The following is a 20322-nucleotide window of genomic DNA, read 5'->3' as shown; positions in this document are numbered from 1 at the left end:
ACTACTGCCCTCAGGCTACCGCACCGGGGCGATCCGCTAGGCCATAATGAGAAACAAGCCAACCGGCTCCACCGACAACCAGGGGAACACATGAGCACCGAAGAAGCCCAGGGCACAGCCCTGCTCCACGCCAGCCAGCGCAGCCAAGCCACCCTCGCGGCCCTAGCCGCCCCCACCGCCCTGCGCTTCAACCTGCCCGAGGGCTACGCAGGCTCCCTCTACCGCTTCGCCCCGTTGGCGCCCGCTTCTATCGAGAACCTTTCCACCTGGCTCACCCAGCAGTTCTGGCGCAACCAAAACCCCGCCCTGCACGATGACCTGCGCACCCTTGCCGCAGCGGGCGACAACCTTCCCGCCCTTCTGGCAGACATCCAGGCCGGGAGCGGCGGCCTGCTGGGCCGACTCTTTGGCGGCCAAAAGCGCCGCGCCGCAGAAGCTGCCAGTGCAGCCCTTGCTGAGCGGCTGGCGTCCGCCTCCGGTGCCCTCACCCGCCTCACCCCGCTCTTTGCCCAAGCAGACCAGCTCACCACCCTTACCCCCGATGCGGCCTTCGCCGCCAACACCTTAGGTATTAAGGACGCCGCCGCCCCGGCCCTTGCCCGCTATGCCGGGGAAAACTGGGCCGCCCCGCACTGGGAAGAAGTCAGCACCGCAGACCACGCCGCCTTCCTGTCGGTATGGGGAGCCCTCAACACCCCCGAACGTGCCCAGCTGCTCACCGGTATGAGCGGTGACATGCAGGCCCTCAAAGCAGAACGGGCCACCCTCACCCTCAAGAACGTTCCCGTCGAAAAACTGCGTGATCTGACCAGCGGCACCGTCCGCACCGCGCCCCTGGTAGACGCTGGCTTAGCTACCGTCGCCGACGTCCTCGCCCAGGGCAGCGCCGCCGCCCTCACCCGCATACCCGGTATTGGTGAAACCACCGCCAACCAGATTTACGCCGCTGCCACCCGCCTACTCGACGAAGCAGCAGGCCAAGAAAAAGAGAACCTGGGCGAAACCCGCACCCCCGCCGCCGAACGAATCCTCATCGGCCTTGACCGCCTGCGCACCATCGACGCCGCCCTCGGCGACTCCGACCTCCTCGACCGCCTGGCCTCCTACACGCCCCTGCTCACCCAGCCGACCCCGGCGTCCGGCCCCCTCTTTGTGGCCGTCGGCGACGACCTGACCGACCTCAACCAGCTCCGCACCGACCTTGCCCGCTGCCGGGACCTCGCTCCGCTCACCGTACCCCCAGCCACCTGGCTCACCGCCGACGCTGCCTGGGCCGGCTACCTGGCCGACCCAGCCACCCACCAGGCCCTGCTCGCCCACTACCTGGGCAAAGAAACCCTCGGCGACGCCTACCTGCCGGCTGAAATCTTCGAGCGGATCCGCAAATACCCCCTCAACCTCACCGGCCTCTCAGCCACCCTGCGCGGCTACCAAACCTACGGCGCCAAATTCATGCTCACCCAGAAAAAAGTAATCCTCGGCGACGAAATGGGCCTGGGCAAAACCATGCAAACCCTCGCCGCCCTCACCCACCTCACCAACACCGGCAAAACCCACTTCATCGTCGTCTGCCCGGCCTCCCTGGTCATCAACTGGCAGCGCGAAACCGAAAAATTCACCACAATCCCCACCCACCTAGCCCACGGGGACGCCCGCGACACCGCCCTCACCACCTGGAAAGCCGACGGCGGCCTACTCATCACCACCTACGACGGGGCCCGCCTCTACTCCGACGCCACCTGGCGCGCCGACGCCGTCATCGCCGACGAAGCCCACCTCATCAAAAACAAGAGCGCCCAACGCTCCCAAAAAGTCGCCGACCTCGTGAGAGCCGCCGACTACGCCGTCCTACTCTCCGGCACCCCCATGGAAAACCGCGTCTCAGAATTCGTCACCCTCGTCGACTACCTACAACCCGACCTCGTCGCCGGCGGCGGGGCCGAAAACCTACTCGCCAGCGAATTCCGCGCCCGCATAGCCCCCGCCTACCTACGCCGCAACCAAAAAGACGTACTCTCCGAACTACCCGACATGACCGAACACCGCGACTGGCTCGAACTCACCCCAGCAGACGCAGACGCCTACCGGTCCGCCGTCGCCGAAGGCAACTTCGCCCTCATGCGCCGCGCCGCCTGGGCAGCCGAGGACTCCGCCAAACTCACCCGCCTGCTCGAAATCGTCGAAGAAGCCACCAACGCAGGCCGCCAAGTCCTCGTCTTCTCCTTCTTCCTCTCCGTCCTCACCCGCCTCGAAACCGCCCTCGGCACTAAAACCATCGGAACCATCACCGGCGCCATGCCCCCGGCCGAACGCCAAGCCGCCGTCGATAGGCTCAAGGACGCCGCCCCCGGCTCCGTCCTACTCGCCCAAATCACCGCAGCAGGCGCCGGACTCAACATCCAATCAGCCTCCATCGTCATCCTCGCCGAACCCCAGTTCAAACCCACCATCGAAGCCCAAGCCATCGCCCGCGCCCACCGCATGGGCCAAACCCACGCCGTCGACGTCTACCGCCTCCTCGGCGCCAACACCGTCGACGAACGCATGATCGAACTCCTCGGCCTTAAATCCCAACTCTTCGACGAATACGCCCGCCTCTCCGCCACCAAGGACGGCGCCGCCGAAGCCGTCGACATCTCCGACTCCAAGATGGCCGCCCAAATCATCGCGGACGAACGCGCCCGCCTCGGCCTGGACACCGCCGCACCCGTGGCTGATAGCGAGGGGACGGCTGAGGGTTAGGGAACAGGAGGAAAAGCACGCAGGGTTCGCGCTCGCTGGGCGGACGCGGCCAGGGCGCCCCTTGCGCTGACAACCGCTCTCGTTCGTCGCCCGGGGGCTCCTCACGGTTCACCGCCAGCCCCGATCCACGTCAGCTCTCAGGGGCGCCCCTGCCCGCTTACCCGGCCCAGGCTAACTGCTGTGGGTCTGGATCTGCTCGATGACTCCGGGCACGGCGTCCCGAATCATCTGGAAGGTCTCGTAGAAGTCGCTCATATCGCCGTACCAGGGGTCGTAGATGCCCAGCCGGTCAAGGGGCTGGTCTGCGACAGCCGGGTCGAACTCGCGCATGAGCCTAACCTTGGCCGCTGCCTCGTCGTTAGGGGCCATACGCTTAAGCGCCCGGTAATGGTTGGTGTCCATGGCTAGAAGCAGGTCGTAGCGGTCAAAATCGGCCCGGGTGAACTGCTGGGCTCGGTGGGAGCCGGTATTGATGTTGAGCTCATCGAGCACCTTCTTGGCTCGACGATCGATGGGATTGCCCTCTTCCTCATTGGAAATGCCGCTGGAGGCGACCTCTACAGCGAGCCCGGCTTGGGCGGCAGCCTGCTTGATGAGGTACTCGCCCATGGGGGAGCGGCAGATATTTCCGGTGCATACAGTCATGATTCGATACATGCTCACTATGTTCCCATGAAGCTTTCGGGAAAGGTGGGCGGGCAGAGAAGCTGAATAAAAAGTGGTAAAAAGTTCGCTCTAAGGCGGAAAAATAAGGGCAACCTGTGTATAGTCTTACAGGTACACACACTTGATGGTGGCTCTTAGGCAAGAAGGTTTGCCCGGTTCATACAGCAGTGAACTGAGAAGAGCAGCACCAGACACTCAGTTTCTTGAGTTCTTTCGAGATGACAAAAGCCCCGCAGGCCACACACCTGCGGGGCTTTTGCGTACTGCCTACAATGGGTGACATGAGTACCAGCACAACAGTCAACGACGACCGCCCTGAGGAACAGACCCCTAAACCTCGCCGCAGCGGGGGTAACCGCCTAGCTCTTGCCGCTCTACCGCTCATTTTCATTCTTGCGCCCTGGGTTCTAGCGCTGACTGCGCCTGAGCAAGTGGTGATTACTTCGATTCTGGTCGGCACCCCACTCGTCCTTGCGATTCTTGCTGCCTACGATGCGGCAACCTACCGACCTAATCTCACTTTCTGCCTGTTGGCCGCAGCCTGTATGTGGCTGGCTTCCAGGCTTTTTTATCCGGACGGAGCGGGCTGGTACGTTTGGGCGGTAGTCATCATCTATATCGTGTCTGTCAGCCCCTGGCACAAAAAATTTACGGACGAGTGGGGCGCACGTTCCGAGGGTAAAGAAGATGCTGGGGGAGAAGACTAATGCTCCGCTGGGAACTGCACCACCCTGTGGTAGGGCACCTGCTTCTGGAGCGTGGATCTGATGCCGAATTCATCGAGATCGACCCGGACTGGCCTATCAAAAAACCAGACGAGAAGTCACTGCACGCCTTTAACGAGTCTCCGGTAGGGGCGAAGATCCGTGAACGTATCGCCGAACGTATCGATCGGCCTAAGCAACGGGTGAGGGTGCTCGTTGACGGTGAAGTAGTGGGCCGGTATGACCATACTCCTACCAGCATTGCACTCAAGAAGAACCTTCTAGACGGAAAGTTCTCCCGGGCTAAGACCACTGTTTCCACAGAGCCTCAGCTCAAACTCACCACAAACTTTCTGGATGAGCTGCTGGTCGTGGCCTATAAACATGGGACAGCTAAGGAATATGTCGAGCTCGACGTGCCAGCCGGTAGCCGGTCAGAAGCCTACCGTGAGGCGCTTGAAAGAAGCCCTTCTCGACGGTTTGTGTTGCCCTTGCTGTTCGGTCTGGGCCGCTCTGCCTGGTTTCTCGCCATGCTGGTGCTTATGCCTGTGCTGGGTAGGGTAGTGCAGTGGCTAGTCGAACGTCTTCCCGATATAAATGCGCCCCAGATAGCCCTGCCTGTTCCAGAATTTACTCTTTCCCTGCCTGCCCCACCCCAGATAAGTCTGCCCGTTCCTTCCTGGCGCGTCCCCTGGCCTACCATTACTCCGCCGGACTGGCTGCTTTTTCTCATGGAATACTCCAAAGCCTGGGTCCCTCTTGTCATCGGAGTAGTCGCTGCAATTCTGGCTGTACGTAATGGGAAAAAATCTAAGCGCAGGAGGGCCGAGCTCGAAACTGACGGCAAAGAAGCCCAGAGATAGTACAGGGAAAACGTAGACACCGCGCGAAATATAATCAAGCTGACCATTTTCGCCGGTAAAGTTGGCTAGGACACACACTATCTGTATGAAGGATGAGATTGCCATGACTCAGCAGCCTACAAACCCTGAGCCCAACCTTCCTGGTGCCGGTCAGGCGGCGTCCGCCCAGGGCGTCCCGCAGCCTGCGCCCGGCACCCAGGCACCCGATACCCTTATCGGCGGCCCTATGCCTCAGCCTTCTGCTGACCCGAAAAAGAGAAATATGGGTCTGCTCATCGGCGGCCTGATGGCTATCGGTATTGCCATAGCTATTCTGGCTGGAATCTTCCTGACTGGCGCGTTTGGTGGGTCGAGTAAGGTCTCCAGCTACGACAAGTTTAAGGAAGGGATGCAGGAAGCCACAGCAGGCTCTGCCGCCTCTGTCTGTGCTGATAGCGGTGACACCATCTTGGAGTCAGCTCTTGAAGAGTCCAAGCAGCAGGGTGCTAGCGATTTGGGTGTTGCTCCCGAGGATATCAATATTTATATTTGCTCCCCGGATGATTTGAGTAGCTTTGAAGGCATGATGGCCGTTGATGATTCTTCACCCCTCATTATGGGGTTCTATGTCAACGGTGCTTCCGTTAATGAGAATCAGGTTGCCGAATTTTCTCAGTCTGACTTTGAAGGTTCTTGGGTTACCTATGGAGAGAACTGGATGGCTGTAGGTGTGAACGCTGAAGAGAGCCTTAAGGCCAGCCTGCTTGATACCTTCAACGGTAAGGAAGCTGTGCTCAACTAAGACGTAGAGTCTCCGAAGTATCAGATCTGTCGGTACCCCCTTGTTGCGGGGTGCCGACTTTTTTTGTGTTCACTTTCAGGATTTTAAAAGGTGCGGACGCCGCCACCCGCCTTTGCCTTGCAAGGGCGGGGTGGGCGTCCGTCTACTCCCCACTAGCTTAAACTCTGACTGCGCAAAAAAGTTGAGTCTTTTTGACTCAACTCTGTTGACTTCTGCTCAAAACGTGGCAAACTAGATATCAAGACAAACGAGTTGAGCCCATGCGACTCAACTTGTTTGAAAGATGTACAGATAACCAAACCATAAGGAGTAAACATGTCACGTGCAGTAGGTATTGACCTCGGTACTACCAACTCAGTTGTATCAGTCCTCGAAGGTGGCGAGCCCACCGTCATTGCAAACGCAGAAGGCGCCCGCACCACCCCCTCCGTCGTAGCTTTCTCAAAGGATGGCGAAGTTCTGGTCGGCGACGTTGCAAAGCGTCAGGCGGTCACCAACGTTGACCGCACCATCGCTTCCGTCAAGCGCCACATGGGCACCAACTGGACCACCGACATCGACGGCAAGAAGTACACCGCCCAGGAAATCTCAGCCCGCACCCTCATGAAGCTCAAGGGTGACGCTGAAGCCTACCTGAACGACAAGGTCACCGACGCCGTCATCACCGTCCCCGCCTACTTCAACGACGCCGAGCGTCAGGCCACCAAGGAAGCCGGCGAAATCGCGGGCCTCAATGTCCTGCGTATCGTCAACGAGCCCACCGCAGCAGCCCTGGCCTACGGCCTCGACAAGGGTAACGAAGACGAACTGATCCTGGTCTTCGACCTCGGCGGCGGCACCTTCGACGTCTCCCTGCTCGAAGTTGGCAAGGACGAAGACGGCTTCTCCACCATCCAGGTCCGCGCAACCTCCGGCGATAACCGCCTGGGCGGCGACGACTGGGACCAGCGCATCGTCGACTTCCTGCTGGAGCAGGTCAAGTCCAAGACCGGCGCTGACCTCTCCAAGGACAAGATCGCCCTGCAGCGTCTGCGTGAAGCAGCAGAACAGGCCAAGAAGGAACTGTCTTCAGCAACCTCCACCAACATCTCCCTGCAGTACCTGTCCGTCACCCCCGAGGGCCCCATCCACCTGGATGAAAAGCTGACCCGCGCCAAGTTCCAGGACATGACCGCAGACCTGATCGAGCGCACCAAGAAGCCCTTCAACGACGTCATTGCTGAAGCAGGCGTCAAGGTCTCCGACATCGCCCACATCGTGCTGGTCGGTGGCTCCACCCGTATGCCCGCCGTCACCGAGGTCGTCAAGGAACTCTCCGGTGGCCGCGAACCCAACAAGGGCGTCAACCCCGACGAGGTTGTTGCTATGGGTGCAGCCCTGCAGGCAGGCGTGCTGAAGGGTGAGCGCAAGGACGTCCTGCTCATCGACGTCACCCCCCTCTCCCTCGGTATCGAGACCAAGGGCGGCGTGATGACCAAGCTGATCGAGCGCAACACCGCGATCCCCACCAAGCGTTCTGAAACCTTCACCACCGCTGAAGACAACCAGCCCTCAGTATCGATTCAGGTCTTCCAGGGCGAGCGTGAGTTCACCCGCGACAACAAGAACCTGGGCACCTTCGAACTGACCGGCATCGCACCCGCACCCCGCGGCGTCCCCCAGATCGAAGTTACCTTCGACATCGACGCCAACGGCATCGTCCATGTCTCCGCGAAGGACAAGGGCACCGGCACCGAGCAGTCCATGACCATCACCGGCGGCTCCTCCCTCTCCAAGGAAGACATCGACCGCATGGTCAAGGACGCCGAGGCCCACGCCGAGCAGGACAAGGCCCGCCGCGAGGCAGCCGAGACCCGCAACGCTGCTGAGAACACCGCCTACTCCATCGAGAAGCTCATCAAGGAAAACGACGAGAAGCTGCCCGAGGACGTCAAGACCGAGGTTCAGGCCGACGTCGACGCCCTGAAGGCTGCCCTCGAGGGTGAAGACGACGACGCCGTCAAGGCCGCTTTCGAGAAGCTGCAGGCCTCCCAGACCAAGCTGGGGGAAGCCCTCTACGCCCAGGCCCAGGCAGACGCCGCCGCTGGTGAGGGCGCCAAGGCTGACGACGACGTCGTTGACGCCGAAGTAATCGATGAAGAAGACGAGAAGAAGAACTAATCATGGCTGAGAACACCAACGAGCCCGTAGACAACCAGCCCGAGGGCACCGACCCTCTGGAGGACGCCTTCGCCGCCCCGGCAGCCGAAGGTCACCCCGAGCCCGAAGGTGTAGCTGCTGACGCTGCGGCAGATGAAGAATTTGCCGCAGCCGAGGCTGGCGAAAGTGCAGAGGCAGCTGAGAGCGCTGACGCGGCCCTGGCCGCCGAACGTCTCGAAGATCTGCGCCGCCTTCAGGCCGAGTTCACCAACTACAAGAACCGCACCGCCAAGGAAAAAGACCAGCTGCGCGACTTCGTGATCGCCGATCTGGTTGCTGCCCTGCTGCCCGTCATCGACGATATCGATGCCGCCCGCAAGCACGGCGACCTTGAAGAAGGCCCCTTCGCCGCCATCGCTAACAAGCTCGAAGAGACCCTGACCAAGCAGGGCCTTGAGCGATTCGGCGAGGTCGGCGAACCCTTCAACCCCCAGGTGCACGAGGCTGTACTGCAGCAGCCCACCAGCGAGGTTGAGCCTGACTCAGTCTCCATGGTCCTGCGCAACGGCTACAAGGTGAAGGACCGCGTGGTCCGCACCGCCCAGGTAGCCGTAGCGGTAGCAGAATAAGGACGCGGGCGGGCACCCGGCCTGATACGTCAGGCTGGGTGCCCGCCCAGTTCTACCCCCCTAAAAGACACAAGATCTACCTCGGAAGGAGAGGCATATGGCGAGCGAAAACTGGCTCCATCAAGATTTTTATAAGGTACTAGGCGTAGCCGAGGATTCCTCCGAGGCAGATATCAAGAAGGCCTACCGCAAGCTGGCCCGCAAGTACCACCCCGACCAGAACCCCGGCGACGAGGCCGCCGAAAAGAAATTCAAGGAAGTCTCAGAAGCCTACGACGTGCTCTCAGACCCCAAGCAGAAGGAAGAGTACGACCAGATCCGTAAGTACGGGGCCGCAGGCTTTGGTGGGGCAGGTGGCTTCCCGGGCGGGTTCCCCGGCGGTGCTGGTGGCGGAAACTTCACCTATTCCACCAGCGGCGGCGGAGCAGGCATCAACATTGAAGACCTGCTCGGCGGCATGTTTGGTGGCGGTGGCTTTGGCGGGGCCGGACGCTCCACCGGCGGCTTCCCTGGCGGTGCGGGTGGCTTTCCCGGTAGCGGCTTCTCAGCTCCCAAGGGCGAGGACGCCACCACCAGCGCCCGCATCACCATCCAGCAGGCCTACGACGGCGCTGAGGTCTCGGTGTTCCGCCCCGGCGGCTCCCAGGCCCAGGTTCGCCTGCCGCGCGGCGTCAAGGACGGCCAGAAAATCCGTGCCCGAGGCAAGGGGCACCCCGGTGCCGGTGGGGCAGGGGACCTGATCGTCACCGTCCGTGTGGACTCCCACCCCGTCTTTGACCGCGAGGGTGATAACCTGCTCGTGCGTGTGCCCGTCACCCTGGAAGAAGCCGTCAAGGGCGGCGTGATTGAGGCCCCCACCCTCGACGGCGGGAGCGTCAAACTCCGCCTGGCTGCCGGGGCCCCGTCCGGCCGTAAGCTGCGTGCTAAGGGCCGCGGCTTCGTGACCAAGAAGGGCACCGGCGATATGCTGGTTATCCCCGAGGTGCAGCTGCCCACCAACCTCACACCCGAAGCTGAGGCAGCCCTTGACGCCTTCTTCGCGGTGGCACCCCAGGCCAACCCCCGTGAGGACCTGCTGAGGAAAGCTGGTGACTAGGAATGGCTCTCGAATCTGACCGCCCGGTCTTCGTTATCTCCGTAGCGGCCGAATTGGCCGGTATGCACCCACAGACCCTGCGCCAGTACGACCGCCTGGGGCTGGTGCAGCCCCAGCGAGCCCCGGGGCGGGCCCGTCGCTACTCCGAACGCGACGTGCAGAAACTCCAGGAGATTCAGGAGCTCTCCCAGTCCGGCGTCTCGCTCGAGGGTATCAAGCGCATCATGCAGCTGGAGAACCAGGTGGAGGCTCTGCGAGCCCGCATGACCGAGCTGCAGGCTGAGAATGAGGCCCTGCGCAATCGCCTGCAGGAGAACTCTCGCATCTTTGCTGCCGGAACCTCCGGTGGGGCTGTGCACCTGGCCCGGGGCAAGCGTCCTGCTGCCCGCCAGACCTCCCAGGCCGTGGTGCTCTACCGGCCGCGCTAAGTCCGCCCCTGGGTCTTGACTGTAGCGATGGTTGCCATCAGCGCGAAAGAGATTCGTGCTGATGGCAACCATCGCTACATTCAAGATACGGCTAACCATAGCACCACAGAAAACTTTCGGAATAAAGCAATGTAGGCTGGTGTTGAACCTCCTGTAAACGATCAATACAGCGCCGAAAGGTAAACGAAATGACCAGCATCAGTACCGCCCCCGACCTGCGTCCCAGCCTACCCAGCGTCGATAACACCGCCTTTCAGATGGGGCTAGACACCTTCGGAGACACCACCGCTGACCTGGCAGGCAACCGCCTGCACCACGCCCAGGTCATCCGCAACGTCCTTGAGCAGGGCCAGCTGGCCGACCGCGTCGGCGTCGACTTCTTCGGTATCGGTGAGCACCACCGTCCCGACTATGCCGTTAGCGCCCCCGACACCATCCTGGCGGGCCTGGCAACCTCCACAGAGCGTATCCACCTAGGTTCGGCCGTCACCGTCCTCTCCTCTGACGACCCCATCCGCGTCTACCAGCGCTTCGCCACCATCAACGCCCTCAGCAACGGCCGTGCCGAAGCCGTACTGGGCCGCGGCTCCTTCACCGAGTCCTTCCCCCTCTTCGGCTACAAACTCGAAGACTACAACTCCCTCTTCTCTGAGAAGTTCGACCTCTTCACTAAAATCATCACCCAGGAGCCCCTCAACTGGAACCCCGGCAACCGTGAACCCCTGGTCAATCAGGAGATCTACCCCAAGACCGAGGGCATTCTTAAGCACTGGCTGGCTGTTGGTGGCAGCCCTGAATCTGTTGCCCGCGCGGCCCAGTACAAGACCCCGCTCATGCTCGCGATCATCGGAGGCCCCGCTGAGCGCTTCAAGCCCTACACCGACCTCTACCGCCGGGCCAACGAGCAGCTGGGGAACGGAACCCTGCCTATTGCCGTGCACTCACCCGGCCACATCGCCGAGACGGACGAAGAAGCCCGCAACCAGCTGCGCGAACACTGGATCGCTAACCGCAACAAGATCGGTGCCGAACGCGGCTGGGGTCCGGCAGGGGAGCGCGAATTTGAGCACGAAATTGAACACGGTGCCCTCTATGTGGGTTCGCCCGAAACCGTCGCCCAGAAGATTGCCGATACCGCCAAGAAGCTGGGCATCAACCGCTTTGATCTCAAGTTCTCCAATGGCGCTCTAGCCCATGAGCACTCCATGAACTCGATTGAGCTCTACGGCACCAAGGTACTGCCGCGCGTTCGCGAACTGCTGGCAGAAGATTAGAGTAAGGACGCCTGTGGCAGCGCAAGCGGCCACAGTAGCTAATAAAGTGGCGGCACCCTGTTTGGGTGCCGCCACAATCTTTAAGTCTACGGTAGTCAGGGGTGGGTATGCCAGGCTTTGTGGGAAAACTATCAACCTGCTGTTCATAGGCCGTCATTCTGCTGCAGATAAGGCTTAAAGTCTTGAAAATCCCGGTATTAGTCAGCTAGCTTAGTTCTATCAGCGGGTAGACCCGCCCCATCGATCGACAAAGGAGCCGACCGTGACCGACACCCACCTTTCTTCCAACAAGCCCTTCGACACCCTCGACCTTAAGGCTCTGACCGAACCCGCAACTGAGGGGGCTGTCCGAGTCACCCTCACCCTTCCCACCGAACGCGCCGGTCGCGACACCACGGGAAATGCCACCCGCTTCCGTAACCTTGTCTCATCTGCCCGTGAGAAGCTCGAGGCAGCCGGTCACGACGCAGACCCCATCCTCGCTCCTGCCCAAGAACTCCACGACGACCGTGACTACTGGCAGCACCAGGGAGACGGTCTGCTGATTCTACTCGATGGCAACCAGCTCACCGCCCAGCGCCTGCCCTTCGAGCTACCCGAAAGCGTCACCGTAGCTGACGACTACGACCTCACCGCCCTCGTCCCTCTCCTCAGCACCGACACCAGCCTGCACCTGCTGGCGCTCTCCCGCAAAGAAGTGCGCCTCTTTGAAACCGACGGCACCCGTATCGGCCGCATCAACCTCGAGAACATGATCGAGAGCGAAGACGATATCTACAACGACTACGATGTGCAGCGCACCCAGCAGCAGGCCCCTAAGGGTGGTGGGGAAGCCACCTTCCACGCCCACACCAATGATTCCGATACCGACCGTATCTACCGCGAGCGATTCCTGCGCAAGGTAGCCCAGGGCATTGAAGCGGAGATAGCAGAGCCCAACCGCCACCCGCTCGTCCTCGCGGGAGTTGAAGAACTGGCCAACGAGTTCCGTTCTGTTACTAGCTGGGGCGAGGTGCTTGAAACCGTCATTACCGGCAGGGTCGATGAGATGAGCGAAAGTCAGCTCCTAGAAAAGCTGCAGCCCGTACTCGCTGAGGTAGCTGGTACTGAAGCCAAGAGTCTCGCCCAGCAGATTGACGATGCCCGATCCGGTAAACGCTATATCGGTGCGGGCGAGATTGTAGACGCAGCGACCCAGGGGCAGATTGCCACCCTGCTGGTGGTCCCCGGTATTGAAACTGCCGCCGACGGTCAGCTCAGCGAAAAGGCCCAAGCTATTAACCTGGTGCTCCGTTCAGGTGGCGAAGTGAAGCCCGCCCCCGAACACCAGGAAGAAAAACTGGCAGCAATCACTCGCTGGTAAGCAGGTACACAGAATAAGACGAGATAGGCCACCGGTTCCTTGACTCGCTATAGTTGAAAAGGCGCCCCACCGCAGTGCACACGCCTGCGGCGGGGCGTCCTTATTCATCACGCAGCTGCGGTGCTCCCTCGCCCGCAGCGACCTGTATCAAGGACACCACATGACCTTTCAAGACGTCTTGAGCGCTATAAGCTCCCTCATCTGGGGGCCCTTTGTGCTCATACCGCTGCTTCTTGGCACCGGTATCTACCTGACGGTGCGGCTGGGCTTTATCCAGCTCACCAAACTACTCGTCGCTAACCGTCTAGCCTTCTTCGAACGCAAGGACGACGGCGCCACCGGCGGCGACATCTCCCAGTTCCAGTCCCTCACCACCGCCCTAGCCGCAACGGTGGGTACCGGTAATATCGTCGGCGTTGCCACCGCGATTTCCATCGGTGGCCCCGGCGCCCTCTTCTGGATGTGGGTCACCGCTATTTTCGGTATGGCCTCCAAGTACTCCGAAGCCTTCCTGGGCGTGCGCTACCGCACCACAGATGCCAAGGGAGAAGTCTCCGGCGGCCCCCAGTACTACCTCCAGCGCGGCATCAAAGGCCCCCTGGGCAAATTCCTAGCCCTCTTCTTCGCGGTAGCCGCCGTGCTGGCGTCCTTCGGCATCGGCAATACCGCCCAGGGTAACTCCATTGCCCACAACCTTGAAGATACCTTCCACCTGCCCGCAGCCCTCACCGGCATCGTCCTGGCCATCATCACCCTCTTCGTGCTGATGGGCGGTATCAAATCTATCGGGCGGGTAACCAGTGCCTTCGTGCCGGTTATGATCCTCTTCTATGTGGGCGGGGCCCTCTATATTCTGGGTGTGCACGCCGCTGACCTGCCCGCGGCCTTCGGCCAGATTTTTGCGGACGCCTTCACCGGCTCCTCCGCTGTCGGCGGCTTTGTGGGCTCCACCCTCATGTACGCCGTGCAGTACGGCGTGGCCCGCGGTATTTTCTCCAATGAATCCGGCATGGGCTCTGCCGCTATCGCCGCGTCAGCCGCCCAGACCACCCACCCGGTGCGACAGGGCATGGTATCGATGACCCAGACCTTCATCGACACCATCATCGTGGTCTCCTGCACCGGCCTGGTACTGGTTGTCACCGGTATCTGGCACGCCAGCGACCCTGCAACCGGCGAGCAAATGTCTGCTTCCGTGATGACCAGTCAGGCCTTCGCCTCGGTAATAGGCCCCGCTGGAAGCTGGATTGTGACCATCGGCCTGGTCATGTTCGCCTACTCCACCATTCTGGGCTGGGCCTACTACGGCGAACGCAACATTGAGCGCCTCTTCGGCCGCCGCGGTGTTACCCCCTACCGCCTTTTCTTCGCGGTGATTGTCTACTTCGGTTGCACCATGGAACTGACCGTGGCCTGGACCTTCTCAGACATCGCCAACGGGCTCATGGCCATTCCCAACCTGATTGGCCTGCTCCTCATGTCGGGGCTAATCGTGAGGGAAACCAAGTACTACCTGGCTAACGACCCCAAACTCACCGCATCTAAGGCCGAGATCGACGCCTTTATGCAGGGGCACCCCGGAGCGATTGACTCCTACGAGAAAACGGGGCAGTAAGAAGACCCTCTACCTATAAAAGAGGCGGGTACCCGAACACCTATGGTGCGTTCAGGTACCCGCCTGTTTTACACAGCTAACGGATTTTTACCGACGAATGTAGGTCAGGTCGTGAGCCCGGCGGCCCGCCTCACCGGCCTTGCGTTCGAAACTGGTGACCACGCGTCCGTCCCAGCGAGGGGCCCAGCCGCCAACAGGGTCTTCATCGGTGGTGTTTTCACCGGCGTGGGCGTTGGTGAACTCGGGGTGGGCATCAAGTACCTCACGCATGACCAGGGCATATTCTTCCCAGTCGGTGGCCAGACGCCAGATACCACCGGGCTTAAGAACCCGGGCTACCTTATCTGCAAAGGCAGGGGAGACCAGACGACGCTTGTGATGGCGGGCCTTGTGCCAGGGGTCGGGGAAGAAGACCCAGAGCTCATCAACAGAAGACTCTTCGAGTAGGTTATCGAGCAGCTCGGGGGCGTTGGCCTGGGCTACGCGTACATTCTCGACCCCGGCCTGACCCATCTTCAGCAGCAGGTCGGCGATGCCGGGGGTGTAGACCTCAACAGCCAGGAAGTTAGCCTCGGGCACCTGGGTGGCACGGTTGACGATGGCCTCGCCCAGGCCGGAGCCGATTTCAACGACGAGAGGGGCATCGGCTCGTCCGTACAGGGTCTGCTGGTCAAAGACCGCGCCCTCAGCGACCGAGGTATCGCCGATGTTGCGGGGCAGGTCGAGCACATGGGTAGGGGCGTAGGTATCCCAGGCCTTCTGGCGGCGGGCGGTCAGACGGTCGCCGCGGCGGACGAAGGAGTAGGGCTGGCGGTGAAATTTTTCGGGGACGGGGGCGGTCAGGTCTTCACCTGCCGCTGCACGCTCGGCCTTAGCGGCCAGGTCCTGCTTTTGCTTGTTGGTTTCCATAACTCTCCTTACGAGGTTGAAACAGATAAACCGGCGCGCACGGAAACGCAAAGTGCCGCCGGTAGGGGAAAGAAAGACTTCCCCAAGTATATCGTCACAGATAGACACCGGGGCAGGCTGAAAACAGCCTGCCCCGGTGGAGGGTCCCTGACGGTTCTACTTAGTAGATAACGCGGCCCTGGGTGACGCCCATGTGCTCAAAGTTATCGTCTGAATCGCCGTCCATCTCATCGATGACAGTAACTGCTACGAACAGCTCGTACTGGACGTTCCAGAAAGGGAAATTCACGTAATAGCGCAGGGGAATCTCTACGGACTCACCGGGCTGTAGGACGCCGGAGTAGGTCCAGGTAAAGGAGGGGGAACCCCCAGCCTGCCTGTCCAGCGTACGCGAAGGTGACGAGCGGATCACTTGAGTTAACGTAGGTGCCGGCCCGGTTTGAACCGGTAGCGTCTGTAGCAACATCGTTCATGTCGGTCAGTAGGGTGCCGCTGGGGTTCACTGCGGGCACCGTACCAACATTGGTGATAGTCATGGTATTGGGAAAAGACGCGTAAGCGGCTACGTTAGTCGTGGTGGTTGGGCCACGGTAGATGGGGCTGTCATAGACAGGCTCGAAGGTTGACCAATCTACAGTGGGGTCAGCAATCTGAATTGCCAGATCGGTACGAGGGACCTCTTCAAAACTCGCAGCGTAAGCGGGGATAGCTGCGGTCGCCAGGACAGCGGGGGGCCGCCCAGGCACCAGCTTTCAGTACGGTGCGGCGTTTGGGAGTGTGCGCAGTCATTGTGTGCTTTCTGTGTTTAGGCGAAACGGCCTGCTGCCAGCAGGCGGTCCATGTTGCGTTCTGCGATAGCAGTGATGGTTACGAAGGGGTTAACACCAATCTTGCCAGGAATCAGGGAGCCGTCCATAACAAAGAGACCGGGAACACCCTTTACTTCACCGTTGAGATCGGTGGTTTCACCGATAACGGCGCCGCCGAGGGGGTGGTAGGTGAAGTAGTCGGCGAAGGTCTTGCCACCCTGGAAGAGGCCGGTGTTGTAGGAGGTGCCGGGGTTGGCCGCGTTCATCTTGTCCATGAAGGCCTTAGCTGCTGCAACGCCGGGGGCAGCCTTAGCAGCATCCCAATCCAGTTCCATAGAACCGGTTGAGCTATTCCAGATGAACTTGCCCTTGTTGGGGTTGTTAGTGATGGCCAAGTAGAGGCCAATACGCATGTCGATGCCGGCAGGGAAGGGAGCCAGCTCGGCAAAGACCGAGTTGGTGGAATTATCCCAGTTGGAAACACCCATGGCGGGAATGCCGGACTGGTAGCCACCGGTGGCGGCGTTCATGTTACGGGCAACCATGATGTTGCCATTGGGGCCCCAGTTGGTACCCAGGGTTGCGGGCAGGTTCTTGATGGTTCCGGCACTCTTAGCCTGCAAGAGCAGGCGGTTGGTACCAACGGAACCTGCTGCCATGATGACGCGGTCGTAGACCTTCTTAGATGTGGCAAGGATATTGCCCTTGAAGTCGATGGTCTTCAGGTCCAGGGCAAAGGTGCCATCTGCCTGCTGGGTAATGGAGGTGACCTCGGTCAGGGGGGTCAGGTTGACCTTGCCGGTGGCAAACGCGGTAGCCAGAATGGTCTTAGGTAGAGACTTCTTACCGTGATCGTTACCGAAGATGACCTGGCCGCCCAGGGCTGACTTGGGTACGCGGGCAAAGTTCTCGCGGCGCATGTAGTCCCAGTCGTAGACATTGGGTACGAACTGGTGTTTGAAGCCGGCCTTGGCAGCCTGGGAAGCTGAGAGGCGTGAGAACTGGTACCACTTGGAGGTGCCGATAACGTCAGAGGGGGGTGCAGTGACGCCCAGGTTGGCGTTAGCGCGGGGGAAGTAGGTGGCGTACATTTCAGCCGCGTCAAGCTGGGGGAGGACCTGCTGGAAGTAGGACCGGATGGGGGTAACGGCCATACCACCGTTGGCGAGGGAGCCACCGCCAACGCCCTTGCCCACGTAGACCTTCATGTTAGCGAAGCGCTCAACGCCGAGTACGCCGGCTGCACGGCCGATGGAGCGGTTAACGAAGTCCATGCCTGCGATGCTTGAGAGAGGCATGTCGGTTCGGTCTTCAAACCACATGGAGCGTTCGGTGGGGGAGGTCATCTGGTCAAACTTGTAGCCGTTTGACTTGGCTGCCATCTTTTCCCAGTCTGCACCCATCTCAATCATGTCGACGGTGTAGCCCTTTTCGGTCAGGGCGCGGGCGGCTACAGCGCCGCCGTAGCCGGAGCCGATGATAGCGATGCGCTTCTGGCCGTTAGCATGGGCACTGGTAGCGGTAGCGGCGGTCAGAGCGGACGCGGCAGATGCAGCTGCGGTCAGCTTTAGGGCTGAGCGACGGTTTGGGGTAAATGACATGGGTGTGTCCTCTTCTATATACAGGTGCGAAACCGAGTGAGTGGTGCTCGTAAGCCTTGGGGGAGACCGCGAGAGCTCTGTGGGCTGTTCAGCAATATTCTGGGGGATATTTTTCAGAATACGAAAAGTCCTGTCCCCACTTTAGCGGTATTTTGGGTGCGCTTATGTCGCAGTCTGTGGGGTGGGTGGTGCCTTGTGGGCTCTACTGTGCTGAAAAACCGGATTGTGCTTCTGGGGGTGCGGTTGGTTTGTCTCTGTGGAGTGCTGTATTTAGGGTGAGACGGGCCCGTTTGTTCCGGTCTGGAACGGAATAACACTTGATGAATCAAGGAAAATTTAAAAAAGCTATGTTCAGCGTGGAATTTGCCCGATGCATTTTTTAAAAACCAACTGTACTACTTTATGGGCTAAATATGTGTGATAGATACGAAAAACTATTTTGTGCTCTCGGTCGAGTCGTCGATAGCGCGTGGGTCGGTGGGGGAGCCGAAGGTAGGCTTTGCCTGCTGGATGATGGGTAAGGAGCCTGTCTGTAGGGGGATACTTCCTGTGTTGACCTCTTCGAGGGTGATGTCGTAGAGCTGGGGCTGGTTGGTCTGGCTGGCCTCGTCAGCAAGCATTTTTTCGGTCACCACTTTGAGGCTGGTGGTATCGGGGTGTTCTAGAACCGGGTTCTTTTGGGTGAGGTCAACTTCATGATCGATTTGGGCGTCCAAGCCGCCCGGGTGGCCGTACATAAAGCTGTCGATGTTATCGACCGTTGCTTCGAAGTTGGGGTCGTGAGTGAGGTACTTTTTGGTTTCGCGGGCTACCAGGCCAGAGAGCAGTAGCAGGCCGATGAGGTTGGGGATGGCCATGAGGCCGTTCATGATATCTGAGAAAGTGAAAACCAGAGTGAGCGGGGCGATGGCGCCAAGCCCACAGACCAGGGCAAAAATCATGCGATAGCTAACGATAGCCTTGGCGCCACCACCGAGTGACTCTAGGGCGCGTTCGCCGTAGTAGGACCATCCGAGCACGGTGGAGTACCCCAGGAGGACCAGGCAGAAGGTGACGACGTAGCCGCCCCAATCACCGGGCAGGCCGGTGGCAAAGGCAATCGAGGTTGATGTGGCCGGGTCATCGCCCCGCCAGGTGCCCGTTGTGAGCAGAATAAAGCCCGTCATTGAGATCACCACGATGGTGTCAACGAAGGTCTGAGTCATGGAGGCTAGCCCCTGGCGCACAGGGTGGGAGGTGGTGGCTACGGCCGCTGGAATGGCCGCGGTGCCCATGCCAGATTCGTTGGAGAACAGGGACCGTTGGGCGCCGACCTGTAAGGCAAAAATCATTCCGGCACCGACAGCTCCTCCGAGGGCGCCTTCGCCGGTAAAGGCACCCCGCAGAATCATGGTGAAAACCTCTGGAAGCATATGGGCGTTGATGGCCACAATGTAGGCCCCAAAACCCAGGTAGAGCAGAATCATGAGGGGTACACAGAAGGCGGTTACCTTTGAAACCGTTTTAATGCCGCCGAGCAGGGCTGCCGCGGTTCCTAGAGCAAGGACGCCTGCAGTGAGGTAGGGAGGGATGTTGAAGGAGTGCTCTAGGTTGGCTGAGATGGCGTTTGCCTGGGTCATGTTGCCGATGCCAAAGCAGGCGAAGACGCAGCAGACGGCAAACATGGTGGCAAGGAATTTGCCGAAGCGGTTGGGGATCCCGCGCTGGAGGTAGGCTTGCGGGCCGCCGGTGAGTTCGCCCATCTTGTCTCGATGGCGAAAGCGGACACCCAGAAAGCATTCGGTATATTTTGAAGCCATACCGAAAATGGCGGTAATCCACATCCAGAAAAGAGCACCAGGGCCGCCGATGCTGAGGGAAAGCGCAACACCAACAATGTTGCCGGTGCCTACGGTAGCGCCGAGGGAGGTGCTCATGGCCTGGAAGGAGGATATTTCTCCTTTGGCTCCCTCCTGACGGGAGCGCCGTCCGAACTGCAGGCTCATGGCCTTGGTGAAGAGTCTCAGTTGAATGAGGCCTAGCCTGACGGTGAGGAAGATGCCGGTGCCAATGAGGAGGGGAAGGAGTAGAAAAGGTCCCCAGATGAAGCTGCTGGCTGTGTCGAGTGCTTCTTGTAGGGCGCCCACTCTTCTAACCCCTTCTTTCTCTGTGGTCTAACTCTCGTTAATTTATCATAAGGCTGATGATTAGCCTGCTTCCTGTTGGTTTATTAAGGATAGAAAAACCGCCTTCACTCCGTAGGGGTAAAGGCGGTTGGGTAGAAGAGATCTGGGGTTACTACTTCTTGCTGGAGAAGAGTAGGGCCAGGCCTGCGCCGAGTAGTACGGCGTCCTTGGCCATTGCGGTGCCTTCCTGGGTGGGGCGTATGCCGTCTTCCTTGGTGAGCGAGTCAATGTTGAAGTACATGCTCAGAAGGCCTGCTGAGAAGGCGGTCAGGCCCAGGCCTGCCAGCTTTGCGGGGACGAACGGGGTCAGCAGGGTGGCGCCGAGCAGGGTTTCACTGGTTGCCAGTAGCTTGCCGAACTGCTTGTCAGAAAGCTTCGATACCTGGGGGACGCCGTTGGCAGCCATGCCCTTGAGGTGGCTGTAAGTCTCTTCGTCCATGGAGAGCTTGTTGATGCCCTGATCAAGAATAAGGGCACCAGCGGTGAGGCGGAGGGCGGCGTTAGAAAGCTTAGGCATGAGAATTCCTGTCCTAGTGGG

Annotated in this window: 16 protein-coding genes and 1 pseudogene; 11 read left to right on the top strand and 6 right to left on the bottom strand. The window is 60.2% G+C overall.

The genetic code is table 11. The features are described 5' to 3' along the window. Positions 1–90 precede the first annotated feature (90 nt). Positions 91–2742, top strand: a complete 2652-nt coding sequence (locus ACED88_RS03415; RefSeq protein ID WP_449108707.1) for a DEAD/DEAH box helicase — start codon at positions 91–93, stop codon at positions 2740–2742. Positions 2743–2913: 171 nt separating this feature from the next. Here the strand turns inward: ACED88_RS03415 and ACED88_RS03410 are convergent, their stop codons facing one another. Further along, the gene (locus tag ACED88_RS03410; protein ID WP_377125903.1) at positions 2914–3387 is read right to left on the bottom strand and encodes a low molecular weight protein-tyrosine-phosphatase; all 474 of its coding nucleotides are present in this window, start codon (positions 3385–3387) and stop codon (positions 2914–2916) included. Positions 3388–3689: 302 nt separating this feature from the next. Here ACED88_RS03410 and ACED88_RS03405 point away from each other — a divergent pair, with 302 nt between their 5' ends. From ACED88_RS03405 to ACED88_RS03360, 10 genes are all read left to right on the top strand, one after another. Beyond that, positions 3690–4115: a hypothetical protein gene (locus tag ACED88_RS03405; protein WP_449108706.1), complete on the top strand. Its 426-nt coding sequence runs from the start codon at positions 3690–3692 to the stop codon at positions 4113–4115. Next, positions 4115–4975 (top strand): hypothetical protein, encoded by an 861-nt coding sequence (locus ACED88_RS03400; protein WP_449108705.1) that lies wholly within the window; start codon positions 4115–4117, stop codon positions 4973–4975. The genes ACED88_RS03405 and ACED88_RS03400 overlap by 1 nt, the downstream gene beginning before the upstream one ends. Positions 4976–5078: 103 nt before the next feature. Further along, the gene (locus ACED88_RS03395) at positions 5079–5756 is read left to right on the top strand and encodes a hypothetical protein (RefSeq protein ID WP_449108704.1); all 678 of its coding nucleotides are present in this window, start codon (positions 5079–5081) and stop codon (positions 5754–5756) included. A gap of 315 nt (positions 5757–6071) precedes the next feature. Then, complete coding sequence (gene dnaK / locus ACED88_RS03390) at positions 6072–7916, top strand: molecular chaperone DnaK (RefSeq protein ID WP_449108703.1); 1845 nt, start codon at positions 6072–6074, stop codon at positions 7914–7916. A gap of 2 nt (positions 7917–7918) precedes the next feature. Next, positions 7919–8524, top strand: a complete 606-nt coding sequence (locus tag ACED88_RS03385; protein WP_449108702.1) for a nucleotide exchange factor GrpE — start codon at positions 7919–7921, stop codon at positions 8522–8524. Between the two features lie 97 nt (positions 8525–8621). Next, complete coding sequence (locus ACED88_RS03380) at positions 8622–9620, top strand: DnaJ C-terminal domain-containing protein (RefSeq protein ID WP_449108701.1); 999 nt, start codon at positions 8622–8624, stop codon at positions 9618–9620. A 2-nt stretch (positions 9621–9622) separates the two neighbouring features. Further along, on the top strand, positions 9623–10048 hold the full coding sequence (locus tag ACED88_RS03375; RefSeq protein ID WP_346875346.1) for a heat shock protein transcriptional repressor HspR: 426 nt from the start codon (positions 9623–9625) through the stop codon (positions 10046–10048). Between the two features lie 188 nt (positions 10049–10236). Then, entirely contained in the window at positions 10237–11322 is a 1086-nt protein-coding gene (locus ACED88_RS03370; RefSeq protein ID WP_449108700.1) for an LLM class flavin-dependent oxidoreductase, read from the top strand. Between the two features lie 262 nt (positions 11323–11584). Next, positions 11585–12685: a baeRF3 domain-containing protein gene (locus ACED88_RS03365; RefSeq protein WP_449108699.1), complete on the top strand. Its 1101-nt coding sequence runs from the start codon at positions 11585–11587 to the stop codon at positions 12683–12685. 160 nt (positions 12686–12845) lie between these two features. Continuing rightward, complete coding sequence (locus tag ACED88_RS03360) at positions 12846–14300, top strand: alanine/glycine:cation symporter family protein (RefSeq protein WP_449108698.1); 1455 nt, start codon at positions 12846–12848, stop codon at positions 14298–14300. An 87-nt stretch (positions 14301–14387) separates the two neighbouring features. On the opposite strand, the gene trmB is transcribed toward ACED88_RS03360, so the two are convergent. The 5 genes and pseudogenes from trmB to ACED88_RS03335 all read right to left on the bottom strand — a co-directional run bounded on the left by trmB (position 14388) and on the right by ACED88_RS03335 (position 20301). Continuing rightward, the gene (gene trmB, locus ACED88_RS03355; RefSeq protein WP_449108697.1) at positions 14388–15209 is read right to left on the bottom strand and encodes a tRNA (guanosine(46)-N7)-methyltransferase TrmB; all 822 of its coding nucleotides are present in this window, start codon (positions 15207–15209) and stop codon (positions 14388–14390) included. 160 nt (positions 15210–15369) lie between these two features. Next, entirely contained in the window at positions 15370–15621 is a 252-nt protein-coding gene (locus tag ACED88_RS03350) for a hypothetical protein (protein ID WP_449108696.1), read from the bottom strand. Positions 15622–16014: 393 nt separating this feature from the next. Further along, complete coding sequence (locus ACED88_RS03345; RefSeq protein ID WP_449108695.1) at positions 16015–17619, bottom strand: GMC oxidoreductase; 1605 nt, start codon at positions 17617–17619, stop codon at positions 16015–16017. 701 nt (positions 17620–18320) lie between these two features. Next, positions 18321–19745 (bottom strand): annotated as a pseudogene (locus tag ACED88_RS03340) (alanine/glycine:cation symporter family protein); the annotation flags it as partial. A 151-nt stretch (positions 19746–19896) separates the two neighbouring features. Beyond that, positions 19897–20301, bottom strand: coding sequence for a hypothetical protein (locus ACED88_RS03335; protein ID WP_237198796.1), 405 nt, complete (start codon positions 20299–20301; stop codon positions 19897–19899). Positions 20302–20322 lie beyond the last annotated feature (21 nt).

It is taken from the genome of Rothia sp. 11273D007AR (assembly GCF_053547255.1).
The sequence above is the reverse complement of the archived record's forward strand: the minus strand, read 5'-3'. Positions and strand labels throughout refer to the sequence as shown.

Bases quoted from the DNA above. Each gene is read 5' to 3' on its own strand.
- ACED88_RS03415 (WP_449108707.1), top strand. From the start codon at position 91: ATGAGCACCGAAGAAGCCCAGGGCACAGCCCTGCTCCACGCCAGCCAG.
- ACED88_RS03410 (WP_377125903.1), bottom strand. From the start codon at position 3,387: ATGACTGTATGCACCGGAAATATCTGCCGCTCCCCCATGGGCGAGTAC.
- ACED88_RS03405 (WP_449108706.1), top strand. From the start codon at position 3,690: ATGAGTACCAGCACAACAGTCAACGACGACCGCCCTGAGGAACAGACC.
- ACED88_RS03400 (WP_449108705.1), top strand. From the start codon at position 4,115: ATGCTCCGCTGGGAACTGCACCACCCTGTGGTAGGGCACCTGCTTCTG.
- ACED88_RS03395 (WP_449108704.1), top strand. From the start codon at position 5,079: ATGACTCAGCAGCCTACAAACCCTGAGCCCAACCTTCCTGGTGCCGGT.
- dnaK (WP_449108703.1), top strand. From the start codon at position 6,072: ATGTCACGTGCAGTAGGTATTGACCTCGGTACTACCAACTCAGTTGTA.
- ACED88_RS03385 (WP_449108702.1), top strand. From the start codon at position 7,919: ATGGCTGAGAACACCAACGAGCCCGTAGACAACCAGCCCGAGGGCACC.
- ACED88_RS03380 (WP_449108701.1), top strand. From the start codon at position 8,622: ATGGCGAGCGAAAACTGGCTCCATCAAGATTTTTATAAGGTACTAGGC.
- ACED88_RS03375 (WP_346875346.1), top strand. From the start codon at position 9,623: ATGGCTCTCGAATCTGACCGCCCGGTCTTCGTTATCTCCGTAGCGGCC.
- ACED88_RS03370 (WP_449108700.1), top strand. From the start codon at position 10,237: ATGACCAGCATCAGTACCGCCCCCGACCTGCGTCCCAGCCTACCCAGC.
- ACED88_RS03360 (WP_449108698.1), top strand. From the start codon at position 12,846: ATGACCTTTCAAGACGTCTTGAGCGCTATAAGCTCCCTCATCTGGGGG.
- trmB (WP_449108697.1), bottom strand. From the start codon at position 15,209: ATGGAAACCAACAAGCAAAAGCAGGACCTGGCCGCTAAGGCCGAGCGT.
- ACED88_RS03345 (WP_449108695.1), bottom strand. From the start codon at position 17,619: ATGTCATTTACCCCAAACCGTCGCTCAGCCCTAAAGCTGACCGCAGCT.
- ACED88_RS03335 (WP_237198796.1), bottom strand. From the start codon at position 20,301: ATGCCTAAGCTTTCTAACGCCGCCCTCCGCCTCACCGCTGGTGCCCTT.